This window comes from Sporosarcina sp. P20a, assembly GCF_002743175.1.
In the GTDB taxonomy this organism is placed as follows: domain Bacteria; phylum Bacillota; class Bacilli; order Bacillales_A; family Planococcaceae; genus Sporosarcina.
On record NZ_PDYT01000006.1, the window covers coordinates 70,526 to 92,296 of the forward strand.

General features: G+C 40.3%; 25 protein-coding genes. 7 read left to right on the forward strand and 18 right to left on the reverse strand.

The genetic code is table 11. The annotated features are described in order from the left end of the window. Positions 1-8: 8 nt before the first annotated feature. Positions 9-1,178 (reverse strand): FtsW/RodA/SpoVE family cell cycle protein, encoded by a 1,170-nt coding sequence (locus CSV72_RS08115; protein ID WP_099677932.1) that lies wholly within the window; start codon positions 1,176-1,178, stop codon positions 9-11. 64 nt (positions 1,179-1,242) lie between these two features. Continuing rightward, the gene (locus CSV72_RS08120) at positions 1,243-1,524 is read right to left on the reverse strand and encodes an Fpa/YlaN family protein (RefSeq protein WP_099661504.1); all 282 of its coding nucleotides are present in this window, start codon (positions 1,522-1,524) and stop codon (positions 1,243-1,245) included. A gap of 177 nt (positions 1,525-1,701) precedes the next feature. On the opposite strand from CSV72_RS08120, the gene CSV72_RS08125 reads away from it, so the two are divergent. Both CSV72_RS08125 and CSV72_RS08130 read left to right on the forward strand, forming a co-directional pair. After that, the gene (locus CSV72_RS08125; protein ID WP_099661503.1) at positions 1,702-2,199 is read left to right on the forward strand and encodes a hypothetical protein; all 498 of its coding nucleotides are present in this window, start codon (positions 1,702-1,704) and stop codon (positions 2,197-2,199) included. Positions 2,200-2,212: 13 nt separating this feature from the next. Then, the gene (locus tag CSV72_RS08130; RefSeq protein ID WP_099661502.1) at positions 2,213-2,416 is read left to right on the forward strand and encodes a YlaI family protein; all 204 of its coding nucleotides are present in this window, start codon (positions 2,213-2,215) and stop codon (positions 2,414-2,416) included. A gap of 17 nt (positions 2,417-2,433) precedes the next feature. On the opposite strand, the gene CSV72_RS08135 is transcribed toward CSV72_RS08130, so the two are convergent. Continuing rightward, positions 2,434-2,778 carry a YlaH-like family protein gene (locus CSV72_RS08135; protein WP_099626318.1) on the reverse strand — a complete coding sequence of 115 codons (345 nt, stop codon included), beginning with the start codon at positions 2,776-2,778 and terminating at the stop codon, positions 2,434-2,436. Positions 2,779-2,793: 15 nt separating this feature from the next. Next, entirely contained in the window at positions 2,794-4,635 is a 1,842-nt protein-coding gene (gene typA, locus CSV72_RS08140) for a translational GTPase TypA (RefSeq protein ID WP_099677933.1), read from the reverse strand. A 100-nt stretch (positions 4,636-4,735) separates the two neighbouring features. Here typA and CSV72_RS08145 point away from each other — a divergent pair, with 100 nt between their 5' ends. Then, positions 4,736-4,921, forward strand: a complete 186-nt coding sequence (locus tag CSV72_RS08145) for a YlaF family protein (protein WP_099633060.1) — start codon at positions 4,736-4,738, stop codon at positions 4,919-4,921. Between the two features lie 56 nt (positions 4,922-4,977). Here CSV72_RS08145 and CSV72_RS08150 read toward each other — a convergent pair whose 3' ends face one another. Together CSV72_RS08150 and CSV72_RS08155 are read right to left on the reverse strand one after the other, a co-directional pair. Then, the gene (locus tag CSV72_RS08150) at positions 4,978-5,769 is read right to left on the reverse strand and encodes an inositol monophosphatase family protein (RefSeq protein WP_099633059.1); all 792 of its coding nucleotides are present in this window, start codon (positions 5,767-5,769) and stop codon (positions 4,978-4,980) included. A 153-nt stretch (positions 5,770-5,922) separates the two neighbouring features. Next, on the reverse strand, positions 5,923-6,123 hold the full coding sequence (locus CSV72_RS08155) for a hypothetical protein (RefSeq protein ID WP_085133121.1): 201 nt from the start codon (positions 6,121-6,123) through the stop codon (positions 5,923-5,925). A 160-nt stretch (positions 6,124-6,283) separates the two neighbouring features. On the opposite strand from CSV72_RS08155, the gene CSV72_RS08160 reads away from it, so the two are divergent. Beyond that, positions 6,284-6,913, forward strand: coding sequence for a YktB family protein (locus CSV72_RS08160; RefSeq protein WP_099677964.1), 630 nt, complete (start codon positions 6,284-6,286; stop codon positions 6,911-6,913). Between the two features lie 147 nt (positions 6,914-7,060). Here CSV72_RS08160 and CSV72_RS08165 read toward each other — a convergent pair whose 3' ends face one another. The 7 genes from CSV72_RS08165 to CSV72_RS08195 form a co-directional block, all read right to left on the reverse strand. Continuing rightward, positions 7,061-7,339, reverse strand: a complete 279-nt coding sequence (locus tag CSV72_RS08165) for a UPF0223 family protein (protein WP_099677934.1) — start codon at positions 7,337-7,339, stop codon at positions 7,061-7,063. Between the two features lie 12 nt (positions 7,340-7,351). Then, the gene (locus tag CSV72_RS08170) at positions 7,352-8,311 is read right to left on the reverse strand and encodes an NAD(P)H-dependent flavin oxidoreductase (RefSeq protein ID WP_099677965.1); all 960 of its coding nucleotides are present in this window, start codon (positions 8,309-8,311) and stop codon (positions 7,352-7,354) included. 78 nt (positions 8,312-8,389) lie between these two features. Continuing rightward, a complete protein-coding gene (gene lpdA, locus CSV72_RS08175; RefSeq protein ID WP_099677935.1) occupies positions 8,390-9,802 on the reverse strand; it encodes a dihydrolipoyl dehydrogenase in 1,413 nt (470 codons plus the stop codon). A 5-nt stretch (positions 9,803-9,807) separates the two neighbouring features. Continuing rightward, a complete protein-coding gene (locus CSV72_RS08180) occupies positions 9,808-11,181 on the reverse strand; it encodes a dihydrolipoamide acetyltransferase family protein (protein WP_099677936.1) in 1,374 nt (457 codons plus the stop codon). A gap of 34 nt (positions 11,182-11,215) precedes the next feature. Then, positions 11,216-12,193, reverse strand: coding sequence for an alpha-ketoacid dehydrogenase subunit beta (locus tag CSV72_RS08185; protein WP_099633056.1), 978 nt, complete (start codon positions 12,191-12,193; stop codon positions 11,216-11,218). 3 nt (positions 12,194-12,196) lie between these two features. Next, on the reverse strand, positions 12,197-13,312 hold the full coding sequence (gene pdhA / locus CSV72_RS08190; protein WP_099633055.1) for a pyruvate dehydrogenase (acetyl-transferring) E1 component subunit alpha: 1,116 nt from the start codon (positions 13,310-13,312) through the stop codon (positions 12,197-12,199). 299 nt (positions 13,313-13,611) lie between these two features. After that, entirely contained in the window at positions 13,612-14,238 is a 627-nt protein-coding gene (locus tag CSV72_RS08195) for a YkyA family protein (protein ID WP_099677937.1), read from the reverse strand. A 169-nt stretch (positions 14,239-14,407) separates the two neighbouring features. On the opposite strand from CSV72_RS08195, the gene def reads away from it, so the two are divergent. From def to rnjA, 3 genes are all read left to right on the forward strand, one after another. Further along, positions 14,408-14,965, forward strand: a complete 558-nt coding sequence (def, locus tag CSV72_RS08200; protein WP_099677938.1) for a peptide deformylase — start codon at positions 14,408-14,410, stop codon at positions 14,963-14,965. A gap of 241 nt (positions 14,966-15,206) precedes the next feature. Continuing rightward, positions 15,207-15,416, forward strand: a complete 210-nt coding sequence (locus CSV72_RS08205) for a DNA-dependent RNA polymerase subunit epsilon (RefSeq protein WP_099633052.1) — start codon at positions 15,207-15,209, stop codon at positions 15,414-15,416. 3 nt (positions 15,417-15,419) lie between these two features. Then, positions 15,420-17,087, forward strand: coding sequence for a ribonuclease J1 (gene rnjA, locus CSV72_RS08210; RefSeq protein WP_029052430.1), 1,668 nt, complete (start codon positions 15,420-15,422; stop codon positions 17,085-17,087). Between the two features lie 157 nt (positions 17,088-17,244). Here the strand turns inward: rnjA and CSV72_RS08215 are convergent, their stop codons facing one another. From CSV72_RS08215 to CSV72_RS08235, 5 genes are read right to left on the reverse strand one after another with little or no spacing between them, the layout of a single operon-like run. Beyond that, entirely contained in the window at positions 17,245-17,904 is a 660-nt protein-coding gene (locus tag CSV72_RS08215) for a potassium channel family protein (protein ID WP_085428510.1), read from the reverse strand. 36 nt (positions 17,905-17,940) lie between these two features. Then, positions 17,941-19,014 (reverse strand): ABC transporter substrate-binding protein, encoded by a 1,074-nt coding sequence (locus CSV72_RS08220; protein ID WP_099677939.1) that lies wholly within the window; start codon positions 19,012-19,014, stop codon positions 17,941-17,943. Next, on the reverse strand, positions 19,011-19,808 hold the full coding sequence (locus CSV72_RS08225; RefSeq protein WP_099677940.1) for an ABC transporter permease: 798 nt from the start codon (positions 19,806-19,808) through the stop codon (positions 19,011-19,013). The genes CSV72_RS08220 and CSV72_RS08225 overlap by 4 nt, the downstream gene beginning before the upstream one ends. After that, entirely contained in the window at positions 19,805-20,617 is an 813-nt protein-coding gene (locus CSV72_RS08230) for an ABC transporter permease (protein WP_099633049.1), read from the reverse strand. Before CSV72_RS08230 ends, CSV72_RS08225 begins: the two co-directional genes overlap by 4 nt. Next, positions 20,607-21,713: an ABC transporter ATP-binding protein gene (locus CSV72_RS08235; RefSeq protein ID WP_099633048.1), complete on the reverse strand. Its 1,107-nt coding sequence runs from the start codon at positions 21,711-21,713 to the stop codon at positions 20,607-20,609. Before CSV72_RS08235 ends, CSV72_RS08230 begins: the two co-directional genes overlap by 11 nt. Between the last annotated feature and the right edge of the window lie 58 nt (positions 21,714-21,771).

Genomic DNA, 21,771 nt, shown 5'->3' on the forward strand with positions numbered 1-21,771 from the left:
AATCCCCTCTACTCTGTTCTCTCATACTTCACAAACATCGAAACGTTCATCAATATACCAAGCGCAATCGACAAGAACACAACAGAAGTACCGCCATAACTGATAAACGGCAATGTAACTCCTGTTAACGGAATCAAACCTGTCAATCCACCTAAGTTTACCAGTGTTTGAATAGCTATCAAGCTACCTACACCAGCTGCGAGCATTCTTGCATGTGCATCTTTTGTACGCAAAGCAACAGTAAACGCTCTCATCACGATGAAAAAGAGACCTCCAAGAACAAGCGTCGTTCCGAGTAATCCAGTTTCTTCAGAGATTACTGCCATGATAACATCTGTATGTGGCTCAGGTAAATAGCCAAGTTTCTGAATACTGTTTCCTAAGCCCACACCTTTGAGCCCTCCAGCACCGATAGCAATGTATCCGTTGACGATTTGCAGACCTGAACCTTGTATGTATTCAAAGGGATCAGTAAAGGCTAGAAAGCGACCCATACGCGATACAGTCATGACCGTATCCCACTTAATCCAGAGTACAATCCCGATCAATACGCCAAGCAAAGCAAAGAAACGACTGATGATCAGATAATTCTTCACTTTCATTCCGCTGGCCATGATTACCGATATAGCAACAAGGAATAAAATCATAGTTGCTCCAAAGTCCGGTTCCAACAGAACTAATAAAAGAGAGGCTGTTAAAACGGAAAATGTTGGGAAGATAGTGGTTTTTATTTCATCCAATGTCCCTGCATAATATTTATTGGCAAAAACACCTGAAAAATATACGATAAAAGCAATTTTCGCTACTTCAGTTGGTTGTAAATTCCCTATTCCAAATGGTAATGAAAGCCAGCTTTTCGCTCCTACAGCATCACCAAATCCGATGAACTTTACAAGGACCAATAAAGTAAACATGACGATTAACGTGCCAGACAAGAACTTTTTATTTCTATAATGTCTATAAGGAATAATGGACACCAACAGAAACGCCGGGATCGCAATGGCTAGGTTTGTTACTTGTTTCTTAAAGAAATGGGAAGGTTCAAAGTTATAAATATTCACGGCCCATACCATGCTTGCACTGTAAATCATAATTAACCCAAATAAACAGAGCAGTAAATACACAATAAATAAAGGATAGTCAAAATTGCGTAAAATTCGATTCATATAAGTCTTCATTTTCATAGTACCTCTTCGTCCTAAATAAAAAACTCAAACTGTTGGAGTAGTTTGAGTCTTCCATTTATTTTTTTGTATACAGTTCGTGTAAAACATTTAACTCTTTTTCCAAAACAGAGATTATTTCACGGCCTTTGTCATGTTCAACTAGACCTAGCTTAACAGCAAAATCAATCTCACGGGATAATCCGTACATTTGCGTATCAAGCACTTCCTCATATAGTGGACATTGCGGCATCGTTAAATTATCCATTTGAACTTTAATCAGCTTTGCAATTTTCTCTGCATCGATTTGCAGTTGTTTCATGGCCTGTTCTTTGTACGTATCTTGAACTTCTATATCCATGGAGACGCCCCCATTATTCATTATTCCCGCAAGTTGTTAATGTCTAAATTGTATCTTTTGCTCTTACAAAATGCAAGTGTTACCCAATGAAAAAAATGAACTAAAATGAAATCCTTTTCACTTCTTCTATGAAAAGGTATACTTAAACTAGTGACTATGGATTGAGGAGGATATATTTTGGAACTTATTATACCGATTACCGGGAATGTGAAACATGTAATTACTTTAGATCCTACTGTTTGGATATTTGATGATCGCCGTATCGACCTAGATGAATTTTTCTCGGAGGATTTTGTCGAAAAAGATGAAATGGAAGAGTATAAAGAAAGAATGGGTAAACACTGGTCCAGAGAAATTATGGAAGGTGCAACTTATCCACCCACTTTAAAAAGCGAAAAAAGATATGAAAAAGATAAAATGTTGTCAAGCAGCTTCGGTATTGTATTGAAACCATTTATACACAATGCGGTTCCATCAGCAAACGCAACAACTTTTACACTCATTACAAATGATGAAAAATACACATATCCACTGGAGGAAGCAGCCAACATTATTTTCAAATTCAGCCATAACGGTAAGCCTCTTCGAGAAGACGGTCCCGTACATGTACTGTTTAAAGATGGTTCGAATCAAGATTCACCGATTCGTTATGTTCAGGCTATCCAAGTGGATTGAAGGAGAAATTCCAATGCGCGTTAAATGTGTCATATGTGACCAAAACGATCAATTAGAGGACGACAATCCACTTGCCAAAAAATTACGAAACCGACCCATTCATACGTATATGTGTCCCACTTGTCGGGAGCGGATCGGCAGCTTGACAGAGAAACGAATTGCAACTGGTAATTTTGTTTTCTACCGCAGCTCCGATCCTACCGAAAAAGATTTTTAATGAATAAAAAGACTCCGTTACTGAGTAACGGAGTCTTTTTTATGTTCATTCATTCGTCGAACACGATAGATAATGAGAATGGCAGCAGCCACAAACAGTCCTTCTACGATTGGAAGGAAGAAAGCTAAGAATGTTAGTATTATACAGCCAATAAATAAGAACGTATAAATGATAACATTTCGACCAAAACTGATCTTCCTCGCAAATCCGAGCTTATACACAATAGCAGACATGATGAAAACGAGCGCAAACAGAATATAGCCGGCTGTCGTGAAATTTGGCGCGTACTCATAAATTATACGTGCGGTTCCCGACAACCGATTGTAGACCATTTCTGAATCTTCAACTCTCATTCCATACATTCCCTTCTACCTTTATTATTCGCCAAGTTTCTTCTTTTTATTTACACGTTCACGTTCACTCTTATCTAGAACCTTTTTACGTATACGAATAGATTCTGGTGTAACTTCACAGTACTCGTCATCACCAATGTATTGCAATGCTTCTTCAAGCGACATAATACGTGGCTTTTTCGTTGTAACAGTTTGGTCTTTAGAAGCTGAACGAACGTTAGTAGCGTGCTTGATTTTCGTCAAGTTAATCGTCAAGTCGCTATCACGGTTACTTTCCCCTACTACCTGACCAGCATAAATTTCTACACCTGACTCTACAAACATAGTTCCACGATCTTCTAGCTGCATAACACCATAACCAGTTACTGTACCGTTCTCCATAGACACAAGTACTCCGTGACGTCTGCCACCGATTTTACCTGTAGTGACTGGCTTATAGCTGTCGAATGTATGGTTTAAGATACCGTATCCACGAGTTAAAGTAAGGAAGTCTGTTGTATAACCGATCAATCCACGTGCAGGTACCAAGAAGATCAAGCGTACTTGGCCGTTACCGTTATTAATCATGTCCAACATTTCGCCTTTACGTTCACCGATAGATTCGATAATTGAACCAGTATGTTCTTCTGGCACGTCAATTTGAACGCGTTCGAATGGCTCGCTACGCTTACCATCGATTTCGCGGATGATTACTTGTGGCTTGGATACTTGAAGTTCGAAACCTTCACGACGCATATTCTCGATAAGAATAGACAAGTGAAGCTCTCCCCGTCCAGATACAATCCATTCGTCTGGAGAATCTGTTTGGTCTACACGCAATGAAACGTCTGTCTCAAGCTGTTGGTCTAAACGCTCTTGAATCTTTCGTGAAGTAACCCATTTCCCTTCGCGACCAGCGAATGGACTGTTATTTACTAAGAAACGCATTTGTAGCGTTGGCTCATCGATATGAAGTGCTGGAAGTGCTTCTTGATGATCAGTTGGACAAACTGTCTCGCCAACATCAATGTCTCCCATTCCTGAAACCGCTACGAGGTCACCCGCGTACGCTTCTTCAACTTCGACTCTCTTCAAGCCTAAGAAACCGTATAGTTTTGTTACGCGTAAAGTCTTTACAGAGCCGTCACGCTTAAGAACTGCGACTTGTTCTCCAACTTTCATTGTTCCACGGAAAATACGTCCGATTCCGATACGACCAACGTAATCATTATAATCAAGTAGTGATACTTGGAACTGAAGTGGCTCGTCACGGTTGTCAATTGGTGATGGAATGTTTTCAAGAATTGATTCATAAAGAACACGTAATGTGTCTTCTTGTGTTTCAGGATCAGGAGATAGACTTGCTGTACCATTGAATCCTGAAGCAAAAACAACTGGGAATTCCAATTGCTCGTCGTTTGCATCAAGCTCGATGAACAATTCAAGTACTTCGTCTACTACTTCTTCTGGTCTTGCGAAATCACGGTCAATTTTATTTACTACAACAATTGGCTTCAAGTTTGTTTCCAAAGCCTTTTTCAATACGAATCGAGTTTGTGGCATACACCCTTCGAATGCGTCAACAACTAAAATTACGCCGTCAACCATACGCAAGATTCTTTCCACTTCGCCACCAAAGTCAGCGTGTCCTGGTGTATCCAAGATGTTGATTTTTGTGTCATTATATTCAATAGCTGTGTTTTTAGCTAGAATCGTAATTCCTCGTTCACGCTCTAGTTCGTTTGAGTCCATTGCGCGGTCATCTACGTGCTCATTCGACCGGAAAATACCGGATTGTTTAAGTAATTGGTCGACCAATGTCGTTTTACCATGGTCTACGTGGGCAATAATTGCAATATTTCTAAGATCAGTACGTTCGTTTGTCATTTTTTCACTCCGTTTATCTTTATTTCAGATGTTCAACTGTGTTATTATAGCACAAGATAGTCCAATTAAATAATATTTTAATTTATATGGAGGGATTTTTTTGAAAGACATTAAGTGGATTTTCGTAATTTATTCACTCGGCGCCGTACTTTCCATGTCCGCTATTGGCATCGGAGTAGGTATGCGCAGCATATTAGTTGTCGTTCTCGCGATAATCGCTCTAGTATTAATAATGGGTAATGGATTCAAAACAAAAGCACGTATGCGTAGAGAAGGCACGCTATAAATAGCTCAAAGGGACTGTACATTAAACCATTTTGGTTTAACAAACAGCCCCTTTTTTTATTTTAGTCGGATATATTTTGATAAAATTTCCTCATGCAGCCCTGGACGTGTGACAATAAATGTGTCAGATCCAAGTAGATGTGGTCTCACACCTTCTAAATTCGTTGCTATAGCTCCAACTTCTTGCGCAATGACAATTCCCCCAGCTATATCCCAAGGTGCCAGTCGCATAGAAATATACGCGTCAATTCTTCCAGACGATACATAGGCTAGCTCAATTGCTGCTGAACCATAAGATCGTGTTCCACGGCAACGTGTGACGAGTTCAATAATTTTTTCGTTTTCCACTCGATGATTTGGCGCAACCCAGCTAGCATTAATGCCGATGATCGCTTCTTCAAGTGGTGTGACCTCCAGCTGCGGCAGACGCTCATCGTTGAAATAAGCACCTTCACCTTTCGCTGCATGGTATAACTCATCTCGCATTACATCATATATGTAGCCCAGCATCCCCACGCCGTCTACATAAATCCCCAATGAAATCGCAAAGTTTCTTCTCTGATGGATAAAATTCATTGTTCCATCAATTGGATCTAGGAACCAAATTACTCCGTCAAGCGAAGAAATCTTATCTCCAAATCCCTCTTCTGAAACCATCTTATGCTCTGGAAAGTCTTGTCTTACCCGTTCAACAAAAAAGCTTTCAACTTCTCTATCGATATTGGTAACTAAATCATTAGCATCTGCCTTTGAATCGATGTCAATTGTACTAAAAAAAGACACTCGTATTTTGTGGCCAGCCTCTTTGATTAACGATTTCGCATATCGATCTATCGCATTAAGATTCATTCTGCCACCTCTTCCCATTCCGACTATCGCTAGTATAACACAGGGACAACGGAACAAAAGAGATAACAGGTATAGGATATTAAGTAAAAAGACACCCCGTCACATTTCCTTCAATTTCTGAAGTAAATGGGGATGTCTTTAACTAAGACGTACTTACATCGAGAAAACATTAAGTGTCTCCAATTCATTGTGAATTTCTGTCAATCGTAGTTTGCTTTTATCAACTTGAACTGTGTCTTGGTCTTGCAGTGCGTCGTATAGAGTAGCTAATTCATAATCCAATTCCAATTGTAAAGTTCTCACATATTCTCTCTCAACATCTTCTTTTCGGATAAAATGAACGACCTGTTTCATAAGTAGCACCCCTTTTAGTTAATATTTGACTCTAACCGTCTTAATAGTAAGATATGCAAAAATTCCGACTTTTAGTGGTTAGAAGCCTTGTTATTTTAAATTATTCCCCGTTTACTGATAAGATAAACGTAGTCACTACAAACTGGAGGAGATTTTCTTGATTCAGTCTTATTGGTCATCAAATGATTTTAATGTTTTTACCGTTGATGGCTTGGATCATCGCATGAAAGCTTTGCAGGAAAAGATACAACCGAAGTTCATAGAATTAGGAAATCATTTTGCACACCGCCTTTCCGCACACGGTACGGGTGAGTTTTTTCCACATGTCGCAAAACACGCAAGACGAACTGTAAATCCGCCACGAGATAGCTGGGTGGCATTCGCTCCTGCTAAGCGAGGTTATAAAGCGTTACCTCACTTTCAGATTGGCTTATGGGGCACTCATTTATTCATCGTACTGGCAATTATTTATGAAAATCCCGATAAAAAAGGGATCGCTGAACGTTTAGAAAAAGAAATGGAAGTTATGACTTCGTTACCAAAAGATTTTGTTGTTTCCGGGGATCACATGAAGCCTGAAGCCGAGCGCATTAGTGAAGTAGGGACAGAAGGACTCGAAAAGTTGCTGGATCGTCTGCAAACTGTGAAAAAAGCAGAGTTTTTAGTTGGTCGTCATCTTTCAAAAGATGAAGCATCTAAAATGAGCGAAAAGCAATTTTATGAGTACGCAGAAGATACGTTCACGAAGTTATTGCCTGTTTATGATGTAGTTATTCATTCTTTTGAGTGAAATAAAAATTGTCAATTTGCATATACTTGTTCTCTCCGAATACTCTCATTCTCGATCAATTAATTTAGCATTCAGAAGAAATTAGTGTATTTACATGTAAAATCATAATAAAAGACACCTTTTTGAGATAGGTGTCTTTTTCTTTGTTTATTTTTTCACCTTTAGCAATTCGCCAGGTTTGCTTTCTTTTGCCGCTTTCACTACACGAAACGCCACATAGTCACTGCTTTCCTCGAATTCCTTGCATAGCGTTTTTTCTTCAGCCATGGATGGTACTACACTTTTGAAAGCTCGATAGTATCTCATGAATTCGTCTCGTTCAATATTCGATTCATAGGCTTGCTCTACTTTTGTGAAAAAGTCGATCACCTTCACGATTTCTTCTGTTGACCAATCCGCACGTAGCGGATATTGATAACCTACCATCTACTTCTCTCCTTATCTGACACTCCATTTTTCTCGTATAGTACTTGCTTCATTTTTCATTCGTTCAAACAATTCGGCGACGCTTGGGACATCTTCAATCATACCCGCTACTTGACCGCCCCAACCAAAGCCTTGGTCTTGTATACCATCATGGATGAACTTACGATTTGCATCTCCACTAATAAATGTTTTCAGCCCTTCGTAACCAGCATCTTCCGCTTCCAACTTCAAAATTTTCTCAGTCCAGTCATTCGATAAAGCACGTGCGGGTGCACCGATTGTTCGTTTGATAATCGTTGTATCTTGTTCACTGCTCGCCAAAAGGGTTGCAAGATAAGCAGGTGATGCATCGACACATTCTTTTGTCGCTATGAAACGAGTACCCATTTCGATTCCTTCTGCTCCGAGTGCTTGGGCTGCCATCCAGCCCCGTCCATCACCAATACCACCCGATCCAATGACCGGTATACTGACGGAATCTACAATTCTTGGAATTAAAACCATCGTGCCAATATCATCACGACCTAAATGTCCTCCACCTTCTTGTCCAACTGCTATGACAGCATCCGCACCAATCTCTTCAGCTTTTTGCGCTTGTCTTCTTGCAGCCACCAATACCATCTTTTTCACATCAGTGCCTGTTAACATATCAAAAAGCGGCGCAGGATTTCCCCCGGTAACCGATATAATATCGATTTTCTCTTCCAATGCCGCTTCCACCATTGCTTCATACGTTCTACCATGATTACCAATCGCAAAATTTACACTGAAAGGTTTATCAGTCTTTTGGCGAACTTTGCGGATTTCTTCTTTTAATGCTTCTGGTGAAGGTAGACTCATTGCAGTGATTTGACCGAGTCCCCCTGCTTCCGAAACAGCAGCGGCGAGGTCTGAATAAGCTAGATACGCAAGCCCACCTTGCACAATCGGATATTCAATTCCAAAAATTTCCGTCACTCTAGTTTTCCACATGAAAATCCCCCCATTTTTAACAAATGTGAAAAAGCCCATGAGAAAAACACTCCCATGGGCTGTTCAATTCTAGCTGTTTTATTTCGTCATCATGTGAATTGGCTTACCAAGAGCAACTTCTGCCGCTTCCATAGAAATCTCGCCTAGTGTAGGGTGAGCATGGATTGTCATAGATATATCTTCAAGAGTCATACCTGCTTCAATCGCTAGTCCAAGTTCTGCAATCATGTCAGAAGCATTTTCCCCAACAATTTGAGCTCCTAATAATAAACCATCTTCTTTGCGACCAACAAGCTTCACGAAACCTTCTGTAGCATCCAATGAAAGAGCACGGCCATTTGCTGCAAACGGGAATTTACCGCTTACTACGTCATACCCTTCATCTTTTGCTTGTTTTTCGTTTAAGCCTACAGTTGCAAGTTCCGGATCTGTGAAGCATACAGCAGGAATAGCCATATAATCTACTTCAGATTTTTCTCCAGAAATAGCTTCTGCTGCAATTTTCGCCTCATAAGAAGCTTTGTGCGCAAGCTGAGGACCCGCTACGATATCACCGATTGCATATACATTCGGGACATTCGTACGGCACTGCTTGTCCACTTCGATTAAACCACGGTCAGTCATGTTCAAGCCTAGACCTTCCAAACCGATTTCATCCGTATTTGGACGACGGCCCACTGTTACTAGAACGTAGTCCGCTTCGATTTTCACTTCTTCACCTTTAGCTTCGTATGTGACTACGACGCCGTCTTTTGTTTCTTCAACGCCTTTAGCAGATGCTTTGACAACTACTTCAACGCCTTTTTTCTTTAGGCCTTTTTTAACGATTTGTGTCATTTGTTTTTCGAAACCAGCAAGGATATCATCCGCACCTTCAAGAATGGTTACTTCAGATCCTAGGTTAGCATAAGCTGAACCGAGCTCTGTACCGATATAGCCACCGCCAACAACGACAAGCTTTTTCGGTAATTCTTTCAAATTTAAAGCGCCGGTAGAATTGATGACGCGATCAGTAAATTTGAATGAAGGGATTTCAACTGGGCGTGAACCCGTAGCGATAATAACGTTGTTGAATTTATACGTTTGAGCAGAATTATCTGTCATCACGCGTACAGTGTTCGCGTCCACGAAATATGCTTCACCTGCAACTGTTTCTACTTTATTTCCTTTAAGTAAACCCGATACGCCGCCAGTTAACTTGGAAACAACGCTTTCTTTAAACTTCATAGCTTTAGAAAAGTCTAGTTCGACAGATTTCGCAGTGATTCCCATAGCATCAGCATTCTGAGCTTCTACAAAACGATGTCCAACAGAAATCATCGCTTTAGAAGGAATACAGCCAACGTTTAAACAAACACCGCCGATTGTATCTTTTTCAACGATTGTAACTTTTTGACCAAGTTGAGCTGCGCGTATTGCTGCTACATATCCTCCTGGGCCTGAACCTACTACCAGTGTGTCAACTTCGATTGGAAAATCTCCTACTACCATGTGATTTACGCCTCCATTAATAAAAGTGATGGATTACTTATTAATTCCTTAAGATAGTTTAACGCTAATTGTCCCGTTACGCCATCAATCACTCTGTGATCAAATACTAAAGACAATGCTAACATAGGTGCTGCTACAATTTCACCATTTTTCACGACAGGTTTTTCAGAAATTCTTCCGATACCTAAAATAGCTACTTCAGGGTGGTTAATAATCGGTGTAAACCATTGTCCACCTGCAGAACCAATATTCGTAATCGTACAAGATGCACCCTTCATTTCTGCTGCTTGAAGTTTCCCGTCGCGCGCTTTTCCAGCGAGCTCATTCACTTCATTTGAAATAGCAAACATGGACTTACGATCAGCATTTTTAACGACCGGTACCATTAGACCGCGATCTGTATCTGCTGCAATTCCAATATTATAATAATGTTTTTGAATTAATTCTTCTGTCGCATCGTCCAAGGATGTATTCAGTTGAGGGAACTCACGCAATGTTGCTACGAGCGCCTTTACTACATACGGAAGATACGTTAACTTAACATCTTTCTCTGCTGCAATTGCTTTGAATTCTTTGCGATGCGCAACTAGTGCAGTCACATCCACTTCATCTAGCAACGTAACATGTGCAGCGGTGTGTTTAGAATTCGACATCGCTTTAGAGATTGCTTTTCGCATAGGTGACAATTTCTCACGAGTCTCTGGGAATTCACCTTCAAAGATAGGAGCTTGTTTCTCTGAATTTGAAGATGTTTCCGTCGTTTGCTGTGATTCAGTCGTTTCTTCAACAGGTTGTTGTTGATCTCCCGCTTTAAATGAATCTATGTCTTCTTTTAATACACGGCCATTTTTCCCGCTACCCGCAACTTGTGCTATCGTTACATCTTGTTCACGTGCATATTTACGAACAGACGGCATCGCGATGACTCGGCGATTTTCATCAACCTTACCATGAGACGGCTTGATAGTTTGTTCTTTTTGCAATTCTGCCGCTGGTTGTACTTCAGATGCCTCTTCAGGTTTCTTGGAATCTACGCTTCCAAGCGCTTCCCCTACTTGTTCATGAGATTTTTCTGCACTCACTTCTTCGTTAGAAGAGTCCGCGCTTTCTTCATCATCTTCATGATCTGGAATACCATGATCCGGTGCGTCAAAACGCACTAATTTATCTCCAACAACCGCTACAGTACCTTCAGTAACATAAATCTCTTCTACAGTACCTGATACAGGTGACGGAATTTCTACTACGGATTTATCGTTTTGCACTTCTAGTAATGTATCATCTTCCTGGATTTCATCGCCTGGTTTTACGAACCACTTGACGATTTCCCCTTCGTGTATACCTTCACCTATATCTGGTAATCGAAATTCATAAGTCACGTAATTCACCCTTCCTGGTTTGTCCAATAAGTATTTAGAATGTTAGTACTTCTTTCGCTTTCGCTGCAATGTCTTTCGCATTAGGCAACCAAGTATTTTCGCCTGCTGCAAATGGATATACCGTATCAGGTGCTGTCACACGTAGTACGGGAGCTTCAAGGCTCAAAATAGCTCGTTCAGTAATTTCAGCTACTACGTTAGCAGCAATTCCTGCTTGTCGCTGTGCTTCTTGTACTACGATTGCACGGTTTGTTTTTTCGACTGATTGAATAATCGTTTCTATATCAAGAGGCTGAATCGTACGTAAATCGATTACTTCTACTGAGTAATTTTCTTTTTCAAGTGCTTCAGCAGCTTTTAGGCTTTCCTGCACCATTGCACCGTATGTGACAATCGTCAAATCTTTACCTTCACGCTTCACATCAGCTTTTCCTAAAGGGATAGAATATTCTTCCTCAGGAACTTCTTGTCTAAATGAACGATATAGTTTCATATGCTCCAAGAAAATCACGGGATCATCGCTCTTGATTGCAGAGATAAGTAATCCTTTTGCATCGTACGGAGTCGACGGAATAACTACTGTTAAACCAGGTTGTGATGCTACAAGACCTTCCAAGCTGTCCGCGTGCATTTCAGGAGTTGCTACTCCTCCACCAAATGGTGCACGGATTGTGATCGGTGCATTGAAATGTCCACCTGTTCTAAAGTTCATTCTTGCAATTTGTCCACTCACGGAATCCATTACTTCAAACAGAAAACCAAAGAATTGAATTTCCATAATAGGACGGAAACCAGTAAGTGCTAATCCGATTGCTAATCCACCAATACCAGATTCAGCTAGCGGCGTATCAAAAACACGCTCTTCGCCGAATTCTTTATGGAGGCCTTCCGTTGCACGGAAGACACCTCCGTTCGCGCCTACGTCTTCACCGAACAGCAATACGTTTTCATCTGATTTCAGCTCCGTACGAAGCGCATCTGTAATCGCTTGAATCATTGTTAATTCTGCCATGGGTTATTTCGACTCCTTTCCAGCATACGCATCCAATTGTTCTTGTAAGTTAAACGGCACATCGCCTTTATACATAATCTTCATGAAGTCTGTTGCTTTTTGTTTAGGCTGTCCATCTGCTTTTTTGATTGCTTCTTTAATTTCTTCTTTCGCACGTTCAATTACTTTTTCTTCTTGCTCTTTAGACCAAATACCTTTCGCTTCCAAATAGGTTCTGAAACGAACGATTGGGTCGCGTTTTTCCCATTCATCGTCAATATCGGATGTACGGTAGCGTGTTGGATCATCACCAGCCATCGTATGAGGCCCATAACGGTAACACATTGTTTCAATGAGTGTTGGTCCATCTCCATTAACTGCACGTTCTCTTGCATCACGTGTTGCAACATATACTGCTAAAGGATCCATTCCATCTACTAGTACACTTGGAACGCCTGCAGCAACACCTTTTTGAGCCAGTGTTTTCGCCGCGGTCTGTACATCACGATGTGTGGAGATTGCATATTGGTTATTCTGAATGACGAAGATTGCTGGTACTTTAAAAGCTCCCGCAAAGTTCAATCCTTCGTAGAAATCCCCTTGAGATGTTCCGCCATCGCCTGTGTACGTAATGACAACTGATTTTTGTCCTTTTTTCTTAAAGCCTAAACCTACACCAGCTGCTTGGACATACTGTGCACCAATAATGATTTGTGGCGGGAAAATATTGAGTCCATCAGGAATAACACTGCCTGCATAATGCCCTCTCGACCATAGAAATGCCATGTGCAACGGCCAACCATGGAATAATAACTGAGGAACGTCACGGTATCCTGGGAGAATGAAATCCTCTTTTTCTAACACATATTGAGAAGCTAACTGGGAAGCTTCTTGTCCTGCCGTCGGAGCATAAAACCCAAGTCGTCCTTGTCTATTTAAAGAAATGGATCGTTGGTCAAGAATACGTGTGTAAACCATGCGGTTCATCAATTCCACTAATTCTTCGTCCGGAAGCTTCGGGTCCAAGTCCTTATCTACGATTTTTCCTTCTTCATTCAATATTTGCACCATATCAAATTGGCTTTCAATCAGTTGAAGCGCTTTCACTGGATCATACTGATTACCTTTTTTAGCTACCATATCTTGATCTCTCCTTCATATCTGTATTATATCGTTTTCAAATAAAGTTGATACAACTTCTTATAATTACTAGTATACGCAAAACTGAGCGCTTGGTCAATCATTGTAATTAAACACTTTCGATTGTTTTTCACATTTTTCTAAAAATATACTGTACTAACACAATATCACTTCTGTGTTGGTACAGAGGTGTTTTTTATTGACAAATACCAGGTAATCTATATTCGTCAAAGTGACCAATGAGGATTCACATAGCCATTTCAAATTACAGGTCATACTCTCTATTTTACATTTCCTTTTTATTGCTTTTCTAAACTTTTCACAGCGCGAGTTGCTAATCTGTTTACTTCTCTAGTCGCTTCATTGAATTCTGTAAGTAACTGTTGACTAGAAGAGATTAAATCATTTACTTCACTGACGTGATTTTGCAGTTCATGTTCACGGATGGACTGATCTTCAATCTGTGTATACAATTGTGTCTGACTGTCTATAAGCTTCTTATACTGCAATATGAAGTTTTCATGTACTTCAGACCGTTCATAAAGCGCTTCAACCACTTCACCTACATGATCAGTTAAATCCACCTGCTCCATCCATTCAGACATCCGATCTATCGCTTTCTTCGATTCGCGTAAAGCACTTTCCTCTTTTTCTATCAAAAGAGCCCGTTCACGCGCTGACTTTTTCATCGCAACCACTCGCTGTTTCACTTCCTGGTATTGCTGTTGAGTCAATTCAATCGTCTCAATGAACAATATTTGTTCTTTCTGCTCTTTCTCAAATAACTTCCTCCCAAAGTTGTTCCCTTGTTTTTCTTTTTCATTCATAGCAACAAGGAAATCTGTAAGTTGTTGAGTTACTTCAGACTCTTTGGAACAACCAATCAGTAGAAGGAGTACGAACAATAAACAAATTACTTTCTTCATTAATAACCCTCCAGACGCTTTATATACTTTTTTCTTTCACCATTTTTCTCATTCGTTTATACTGTATAAGAGGAAAATGGTTTTTACGATTATATACCCATTAAGCGCATTTGTTATCCGCTTATCGTAGATTATACTAAACCTAATATATCCGAGAGGAAGAGTAGAAATGATTTTAATGAAAGATATTATCCGAGAAGGCCACCCGACGTTGCGTTTAAAAGCCAAAGAGGTGCGCTTTCCTTTAAGTAATGAAGACCGTCAATTATGCGATGAGCTGTTGGAATATGTAGTCAATAGCCAAAATGACGAGCTAGGTGAAAAATACGGCTTACGTTCTGGTATCGGTTTAGCCGCACCACAAGTGAATGTATCCAAAAGAATTTTCGCTCTGCATATTCCCGACGGCGAGATTCTATTGGAAAACTTTATAGCGATTAATCCTAAGATCATTAGCCATTCCGTTGAAAAGACCTATATAGAGACTGGCGAAGGCTGTTTATCAGTAGATCGCGAAGTTCCTGGGTACGTTCCTCGGTATGCAAGAATTACAGTGAAAGCTTTTGATAAGGAAGGTAACGTAATCAAGAAACGCTTGAAAGGATTGCCCGCAATTGCTTTCCAACATGAATTGGATCATCTGAACGGTATTATGTTCTATGACCATATCGACAACAACGCTCCGTTCAAGGACATCCCCGACGCCATAGCATTTGACAGAGAGTAAAGCTCTTAAACTTGACAGGTCAAAGTTTTTCTGTTACAGTCTTGTCAAGGAGTGATGATGCCATGTATAAACGTCTAAAACGCAAACTGCTAAGACGACTTAATGGCCTGCTCGGTAAAAAGACAATTGCTTAGACTTTTACGCCCGCCAACTAAATTGGTGGGCTTTTCTTTATTTTAGGGAAATTGCATGCTATTATTGATGATATGTATTATTAGGAACGTAAAAAGGAGAGTTAAACATGATTTTCAAAGTATATTACCATTTAAACGTACATGAAGTTCCAGTCCGCGAGAACACACTCAGCTTGTATGTAGAAGCTGAAACAGAAAAAGAAGTCCGTGATCAATTAAAAGGTCGCGATCTGATGATTGAATACGTACAAAAGCTGGAAGGCGAGCACTTAACATATGAACAAGCCTCCCCAGACTTTCACGTTGAGCAGGTCTAATCAATGAAATCTATTAAAAACAATGAAACAGCCGTTTTCGCCCTAGGCGGACTAGGTGAAATCGGTAAAAATACGTATTGTGTACAATTCCAAGATGAAATCATCATTATTGATGCCGGAATCAAATTTCCAGAAGATGAATTGCTAGGCATTGACTATGTAATTCCAGATTACACATACCTTGAACGTAATATCGATAAGATTAAAGGTCTTTTCATCACACACGGTCACGAAGACCATATCGGCGGAATTCCTTATCTATTACGCAAAGTAAATGTTCCTGTCTATGGCGGTAAACTAGCAATTGGATTACTTCGCAATAAGTTGGAAGAACACGGATTGTTACGCACTACGGAAATTCATGAAATTGAAGAAGATGATTTTATTAAATTCCGTAAAACTGCAGTATCATTCTTCAGAACTACGCACAGTATTCCTGACGCATTCGGCGTAGTAGTTAAAACTCCATCCGGTAATATTGTTCATACTGGAGACTTTAAGTTCGACTTTACGCCTGTCGGTGAACCTGCTAACTTGCATAAGATGGCTAAAATCGGCAGTGAGGGTGTACTTTGTTTGTTATCAGACAGTACCAATGCAGAAGTACCTAACTTCACAATGTCTGAACGTAAAGTGGGAGAAAGCCTGAATGATATTTTCCGTACAGTAGATGGTCGGATTATTTTTGCTACATTCGCTTCAAATATCCATAGATTGCAACAGGTGATTGAATCAGCACAGATTTTCGGTCGCAAAATAGCCGTCTTCGGTCGTAGTATGGATAATGCGATTACCATCGGCCGCGAACTCGGTTACATTGATGCTCCGAAAGATTTATTCGTGGATGCTCAATCACTCAACCGGCTTCCTGCTAATAAAGTGATGATTTTGTGTACGGGTAGCCAAGGTGAACCGATGGCTGCATTATCACGTATCGCAAACGGTACACATAGACAAGTTCAAATCCAACCTGGAGATACTGTTATCTTCTCATCATCACCCATTCCAGGTAATACACTTAGCGTCAACAAAGCGATTAACTCCTTGTTCCGTGCAGGTGCGGAAGTTATTCACGGCCCATTAAACAACATCCACACATCCGGTCACGGGTCACAAGAAGAGCAAAAGCTTATGTTACGTTTAATCAAACCTAAATACTTCATGCCAATCCACGGTGAATACCGTATGATGAATATGCACTCTCAACTTGCAATAGACTGCGATGTCGAGCCTGACAATATTTTCATCATGGGTAACGGTGACGTACTCGCACTTACTGACTCGACAGCTAGACTTGCTGGACGTGTACCTTCGGGCGATGTTTACATCGACGGAAGCGGCATCGGTGATATTGGCAACGTCGTACTACGCGACAGACGAATTCTTTCAGAAGATGGTCTGGTCATCGTTGTCGCAACAATCGACACGAAAAAGAACCGCTTAGTATCCGGTCCTGATCTTATCTCACGAGGATTTGTCTATATGCGTGAATCAGGTGCCATGATCAACGAAGCACAATATATGCTTTCCAAAACATTACAGCGCAAACTAGCTGCCAAACCTGATTCCATCAACAACTTGAAGGGCGACATCATCGATACACTCGTTCCATATTTATATGAGAAAACGAAGCGTAAACCGATGATCCTTCCCGTCATCATGGAACTCTAAAAAACGCATAAAAAAAAGCAAGTGCAGTTTAGCACTTGCTCCAGACTGAAGGCAACTCCTATAAACTAGGAGCACGCCTTCAGTTTTTTGTTTTTTATGATCCAACATAATTTAAGTGGTCTATATCGATACTACAGCTCTCTCCCACTCCGCACGTTTAATGCAATGCCTTCCGTTCAAATCGATGAATATCCAAATCTGAACCAATTACAATCAACACGTCATTAACCTCTATCTGTTCAATCGCCTGTGGAGAGACTAGTATATGCGTTCCACGCTTGATCGCTACAATATTCACACCGTACTTGGCACGAATGTCCAAATCGATCAGCGAAGAGCCTGCGATGTGATTATTCGCTTGAATCTCCACGATGGAGTATTCATCGGATAATTCTAGATAATCCAGAATATTATTCGAAACCAAATTATTTGCAATTCGCTTCCCCATATCCCGCTCAGGGTGAACGACTTGATCCGCTCCGATCTTTCGCAACACTTTTTCATGATAGTCATTTTGCGCTTTCACTGTAATACGCTGCACACCAATTTCCTTCAATATCAACGTAGTCAAGATACTCGCTTGAATGTTTTCTCCGATTGCGATAACCACATGTTCGAAATTCCGTATACCTAGTGAACGTAATGCTGCTTCATCGGTCGTATCGACAGCTACAGCCTGTGTAGCAATATTCGCAAATTCCTCCACGCGTTCTTGCGACTTATCAATCGCCATAACGTCTGCTTCCAGTTCAATCAGTTCCTTAACGATACTACCGCCAAAACGACCTAAGCCAATTACTACAAATTCCTTTTTCATCTCATTACTCCTCGCTATTGCGAATAGTTACATGTCTTATCGCAATCCCATTTTAAATTTCAGGAATAACTCATTATACACTCCAAGTGTTTCTAATCCTAAATTTTCATACACTTCGAAGTTCTCTCTCGCCTTTTCATCAGGATAAAATCGTTCATCCTCTGTAATTTCTTCATCCATAAATGGCAGTGCTGCAGTATTCGGTGTGGAATAACCCACATATTCCGCGTTTTGTGCTGCCACTTTAGGATCCAACATGAAATTAATAAATTTATAGGCTCCTTCGACATTCGTAGATGTTCTTGGGATGACAATATTATCAAACCATAAATTCGAACCTTCTTCCGGCACAATATAATTGATATCGTCGTTCTCAGATATCATATCCGCTGCTTGGCCAGACCATGTGAGCGCTACGGACGCTTCATTATTAATCATTAGTTGCGTGACTTCATCACCTATAACTGCTTTAACGTTCGGACCCATCGTTTCTAGCTTGTCTGTCGCCTCTTTTAGTTCCTGCAAACTAGTAGAATTCAATGAGTAACCTAGTGAATTCAATGATACTCCGATTACTTCACGCGCACTATCTACTAAAATAAGCTTCTGCCGCAATGAAGCATCCCATAAACTTTCCCAGCTCTCAAACGTCTGACCTTCTAATAAGGATGCATTATATGCAATCCCAACAGTTCCCCAGAAGTAAGGAATCGAATATTTATTGTCTGGATCAAACGGCAAATTCATGAAGTATGGGTCGATATGTGTAACGTTCGGAATTTTTGAGAAATCTAGTGGCAGTAAGAGATCCTTCTCTTCCATCATCTGTACCGCATATTCAGACGGGACTGTCACATCGTAAGCAGTTCCCCCTTGTTCGATTTTCCCCATCATGCCTTCATTCGAATCAAATGTTTCATAAATCACTTTGATGCCTTCTTCTTCTTCAAATTGTTTTAGAAGATCCGGGTCTATATATTCGCCCCAGTTATATACCGTAATCGTATCTTTTCCTACGCGCCCCGTCTTATGCTCGAGCTGATAATTAGTGAACAACAGGAGACCCGAAACGAGTATAATTACAAACGCACTGCTAATTAACGCTCTCATTTCTTCACCCCCTGAGGTGATTTTGCTTTATTTCCGATTATATAATAACCAAGCACTAGGACCATTGTAATTAAGAATATCAATCCTGATAATGCATTGATTGTCAAAGTGATTCCTGTGCGGGCCATAGAGTAAATTTCTACGGATAATGTAGAGAACCCATTTCCTGTCACGAAAAAAGTCACGGCAAAGTCATCCAATGAATAGGTCAATGCAAGAAAGAAACCTGCGAAAATACCCGGTTTAATATAAGGTAAAATGACACGCGTCAGGACATCTTTACGTGAAGCACCCAAGTCCAGTGCGGCATCTATTAATGTAGTACTCATTTCTAACAACTTCGGCAGCACCATGATGACGACGATCGGTATACTAAAAGCGATATGAGAAATGAGTACCGAAGCAAAGCCCAACTTCACACCGATCAGTGTGAACAAGATTAAGAATGATGCACCGATAATGACATCCGGACTAACAATCAATATATTATTCAGTGACAATACCGTCTGGCGTGCAGATTTGTTTTTCATAAAATAAATGGCAAGCGCACCAATTACGCCAATTGTAGTAGATAGTAGTGCGGATAATAATGCAATAATCACCGTATTCAAGACAATAATTAACAGTCGGGTATCTTGAAATACCGCTTGATAATGTTCCAATGTGAAGGATTCAAAATGCGACATCCCGCCTCCTGAATTGAAGGAGTAATATATGAGATAAAAAATAGGAGCATATAAAATCACAAAGACTGCTGCCAAATAAGTTCTCGGCAAGATCCCCAGTTTCTTCATTTAATGATGCCCCCTTTTTTACCAGATGTCAGTATCATAATTAAGAACATGAAGATAATTAGAAACACAGCTATCGTAGAACCCATTCCCCAGTTTTGTGTAACGAGGAATTGTTGCTCGATCGCGGTACCCAGTGTCATTACTTTATTACCTGCAATTAAACGGGTAACCATAAATAAGGATAGTGCCGGAATAAACACGACTTGTATACCTGATTTCACACCATCAGTAGTCATCGGCCAAATCACTCGTTTAAATGTCACCCATGCATTCGCTCCTAAATCTTTCGAGGCATCGAGTAAAGTAGGATTGATTTTATCCAAGGAGTTAAAGATCGGCAAGATCATAAATGGAATAAATATATACACAGAGACAAACACGAAACTAAAATCGGTAAATAGTATTTGCTGGTTGCCTATACCAACAGCTTCTAAAAAGCCATTTATCGGGCCATAAATACCCATCAATCCAATAAATGCATACGTCTTTAACAATAGATTAATCCACGATGGTATGATAATGAGTAACAACCATAACTGCTTATGCTTCGTTTTTGTTAAGAAGTAGGCTGTTGGATATGATATTAATAAAGCAAAAAAGGTTATGAGAAAAGCATACCAAAATGAGCTCAGTGTTAATTTGAAATAAATCGACGTAAAGAAATTGCGGTAGTTAGCCAGCGTTAAATGGCCCGATAAATCGAAGAACGAATAATACACGATGACAGCAATCGGTGCCAGCACAAATAATAATAACCAGGCTGCATACGGTGTGGCATATATAAAACGTAACGGGTTTTTACTCCTCATCTTCCGCCACTCCAAACGATTCCAGACGTGCATCAAAGTCGGCTTCCGATTCATTTAGACGCATTACATGAATGTCTGCCGGTTCAAAATCCAAACCGATTAATGTCCCTACGTCTGCTGGTTTTGTTGAATGAACTAGCCACTCATTACCATCAGAGTCATACGTGGAAAGTTCATAATGCACTCCCCGGAATAATTGCGTATCTACAGTGACGCTTAACCTTCCTTTTTCAACAGTTGTCATTTCCAAATCTTCAGGACGAATGACGATATCCACTTTTTCATTAGGATAGAATCCGCCATCTACACATGGAAATTGTTTGCCTGTGAATTCCACTAAATAATCTTCAATAATTCTTCCTGAAACTATATTGGACTCTCCAATAAAGTCTGCCACGAAACGGTTAATCGGCTCATCGTAAATATCAATCGGCGTCCCCGACTGTTGAATCTCTCCATTATTCATGACGAAAATTTCATCTGACATCGCAAGTGCTTCTTCTTGATCATGTGTAACAAAAACAAATGTTTTACCAAGACGCTGCTGGAGCTCCCTCAGTTCATATTGCATTTCAGAACGCAGTTTTAAATCAAGTGCGGACAATGGTTCGTCTAGTAAAATCACTTCTGGATCATTAATAATCGCCCTGGCAATCGCAACGCGCTGACGCTGTCCACCCGACATTTCAGTAATTTCACGGGATTCGTACCCTTCCAGATTGACGAACTTCAACGCTTCTTTTACTCGGCGGTCCACTTCATTCTTTTTCACTTTTCTTATGCGTAAACCGAATGCAACATTTTCATACACATTTAAATGAGGAAATAATGCATAGTCTTGAAATACCGTGTTCACTTGACGTTCATTTGCGGGTACCGAATTGATCTTCTTTCCATTAAAGAAGATCGATCCATCTGTCGCCTCCGTAAAACCAGCGATCAAACGTAAAATAGTCGTTTTCCCACATCCTGAAGGTCCAAGTAATGTATAAAACTTACCGCGTTCCATTTCAAATGAAACACGATCAAGGACAGTTGTAGATTCATTGTAGCGTTTTGTAACATTCTCAAAACGAATAATCGGTTCAGTAGTCAATAGGTTTCCTCCTTGCATAACGTATTATTTCTTGTGCTATATCAATAGTTGTAAACTT

Bases quoted from the DNA above. Each gene is read 5' to 3' on its own strand.
- CSV72_RS08115 (WP_099677932.1), bottom strand. From the start codon at position 1,178: ATGAAGACTTATATGAATCGAATTTTACGCAATTTTGACTATCCTTTA.
- CSV72_RS08120 (WP_099661504.1), bottom strand. From the start codon at position 1,524: ATGGATATAGAAGTTCAAGATACGTACAAAGAACAGGCCATGAAACAA.
- CSV72_RS08130 (WP_099661502.1), top strand. From the start codon at position 2,213: ATGCGCGTTAAATGTGTCATATGTGACCAAAACGATCAATTAGAGGAC.
- CSV72_RS08135 (WP_099626318.1), bottom strand. From the start codon at position 2,778: ATGTATGGAATGAGAGTTGAAGATTCAGAAATGGTCTACAATCGGTTG.
- typA (WP_099677933.1), bottom strand. From the start codon at position 4,635: ATGACAAACGAACGTACTGATCTTAGAAATATTGCAATTATTGCCCAC.
- CSV72_RS08150 (WP_099633059.1), bottom strand. From the start codon at position 5,769: ATGAATCTTAATGCGATAGATCGATATGCGAAATCGTTAATCAAAGAG.
- CSV72_RS08155 (WP_085133121.1), bottom strand. From the start codon at position 6,123: ATGAAACAGGTCGTTCATTTTATCCGAAAAGAAGATGTTGAGAGAGAA.
- CSV72_RS08165 (WP_099677934.1), bottom strand. From the start codon at position 7,339: ATGGTAGGTTATCAATATCCGCTACGTGCGGATTGGTCAACAGAAGAA.
- CSV72_RS08170 (WP_099677965.1), bottom strand. From the start codon at position 8,311: ATGTGGAAAACTAGAGTGACGGAAATTTTTGGAATTGAATATCCGATT.
- lpdA (WP_099677935.1), bottom strand. From the start codon at position 9,802: ATGGTAGTAGGAGATTTTCCAATCGAAGTTGACACACTGGTAGTAGGT.
- CSV72_RS08185 (WP_099633056.1), bottom strand. From the start codon at position 12,193: ATGGCAGAATTAACAATGATTCAAGCGATTACAGATGCGCTTCGTACG.
- pdhA (WP_099633055.1), bottom strand. From the start codon at position 13,312: ATGGTAGCTAAAAAAGGTAATCAGTATGATCCAGTGAAAGCGCTTCAA.
- CSV72_RS08195 (WP_099677937.1), bottom strand. From the start codon at position 14,238: ATGAAGAAAGTAATTTGTTTATTGTTCGTACTCCTTCTACTGATTGGT.
- def (WP_099677938.1), top strand. From the start codon at position 14,408: ATGATTTTAATGAAAGATATTATCCGAGAAGGCCACCCGACGTTGCGT.
- CSV72_RS08205 (WP_099633052.1), top strand. From the start codon at position 15,207: ATGATTTTCAAAGTATATTACCATTTAAACGTACATGAAGTTCCAGTC.
- rnjA (WP_029052430.1), top strand. From the start codon at position 15,420: ATGAAATCTATTAAAAACAATGAAACAGCCGTTTTCGCCCTAGGCGGA.
- CSV72_RS08215 (WP_085428510.1), bottom strand. From the start codon at position 17,904: ATGAAAAAGGAATTTGTAGTAATTGGCTTAGGTCGTTTTGGCGGTAGT.
- CSV72_RS08220 (WP_099677939.1), bottom strand. From the start codon at position 19,014: ATGAGAGCGTTAATTAGCAGTGCGTTTGTAATTATACTCGTTTCGGGT.
- CSV72_RS08225 (WP_099677940.1), bottom strand. From the start codon at position 19,808: ATGAAGAAACTGGGGATCTTGCCGAGAACTTATTTGGCAGCAGTCTTT.
- CSV72_RS08230 (WP_099633049.1), bottom strand. From the start codon at position 20,617: ATGAGGAGTAAAAACCCGTTACGTTTTATATATGCCACACCGTATGCA.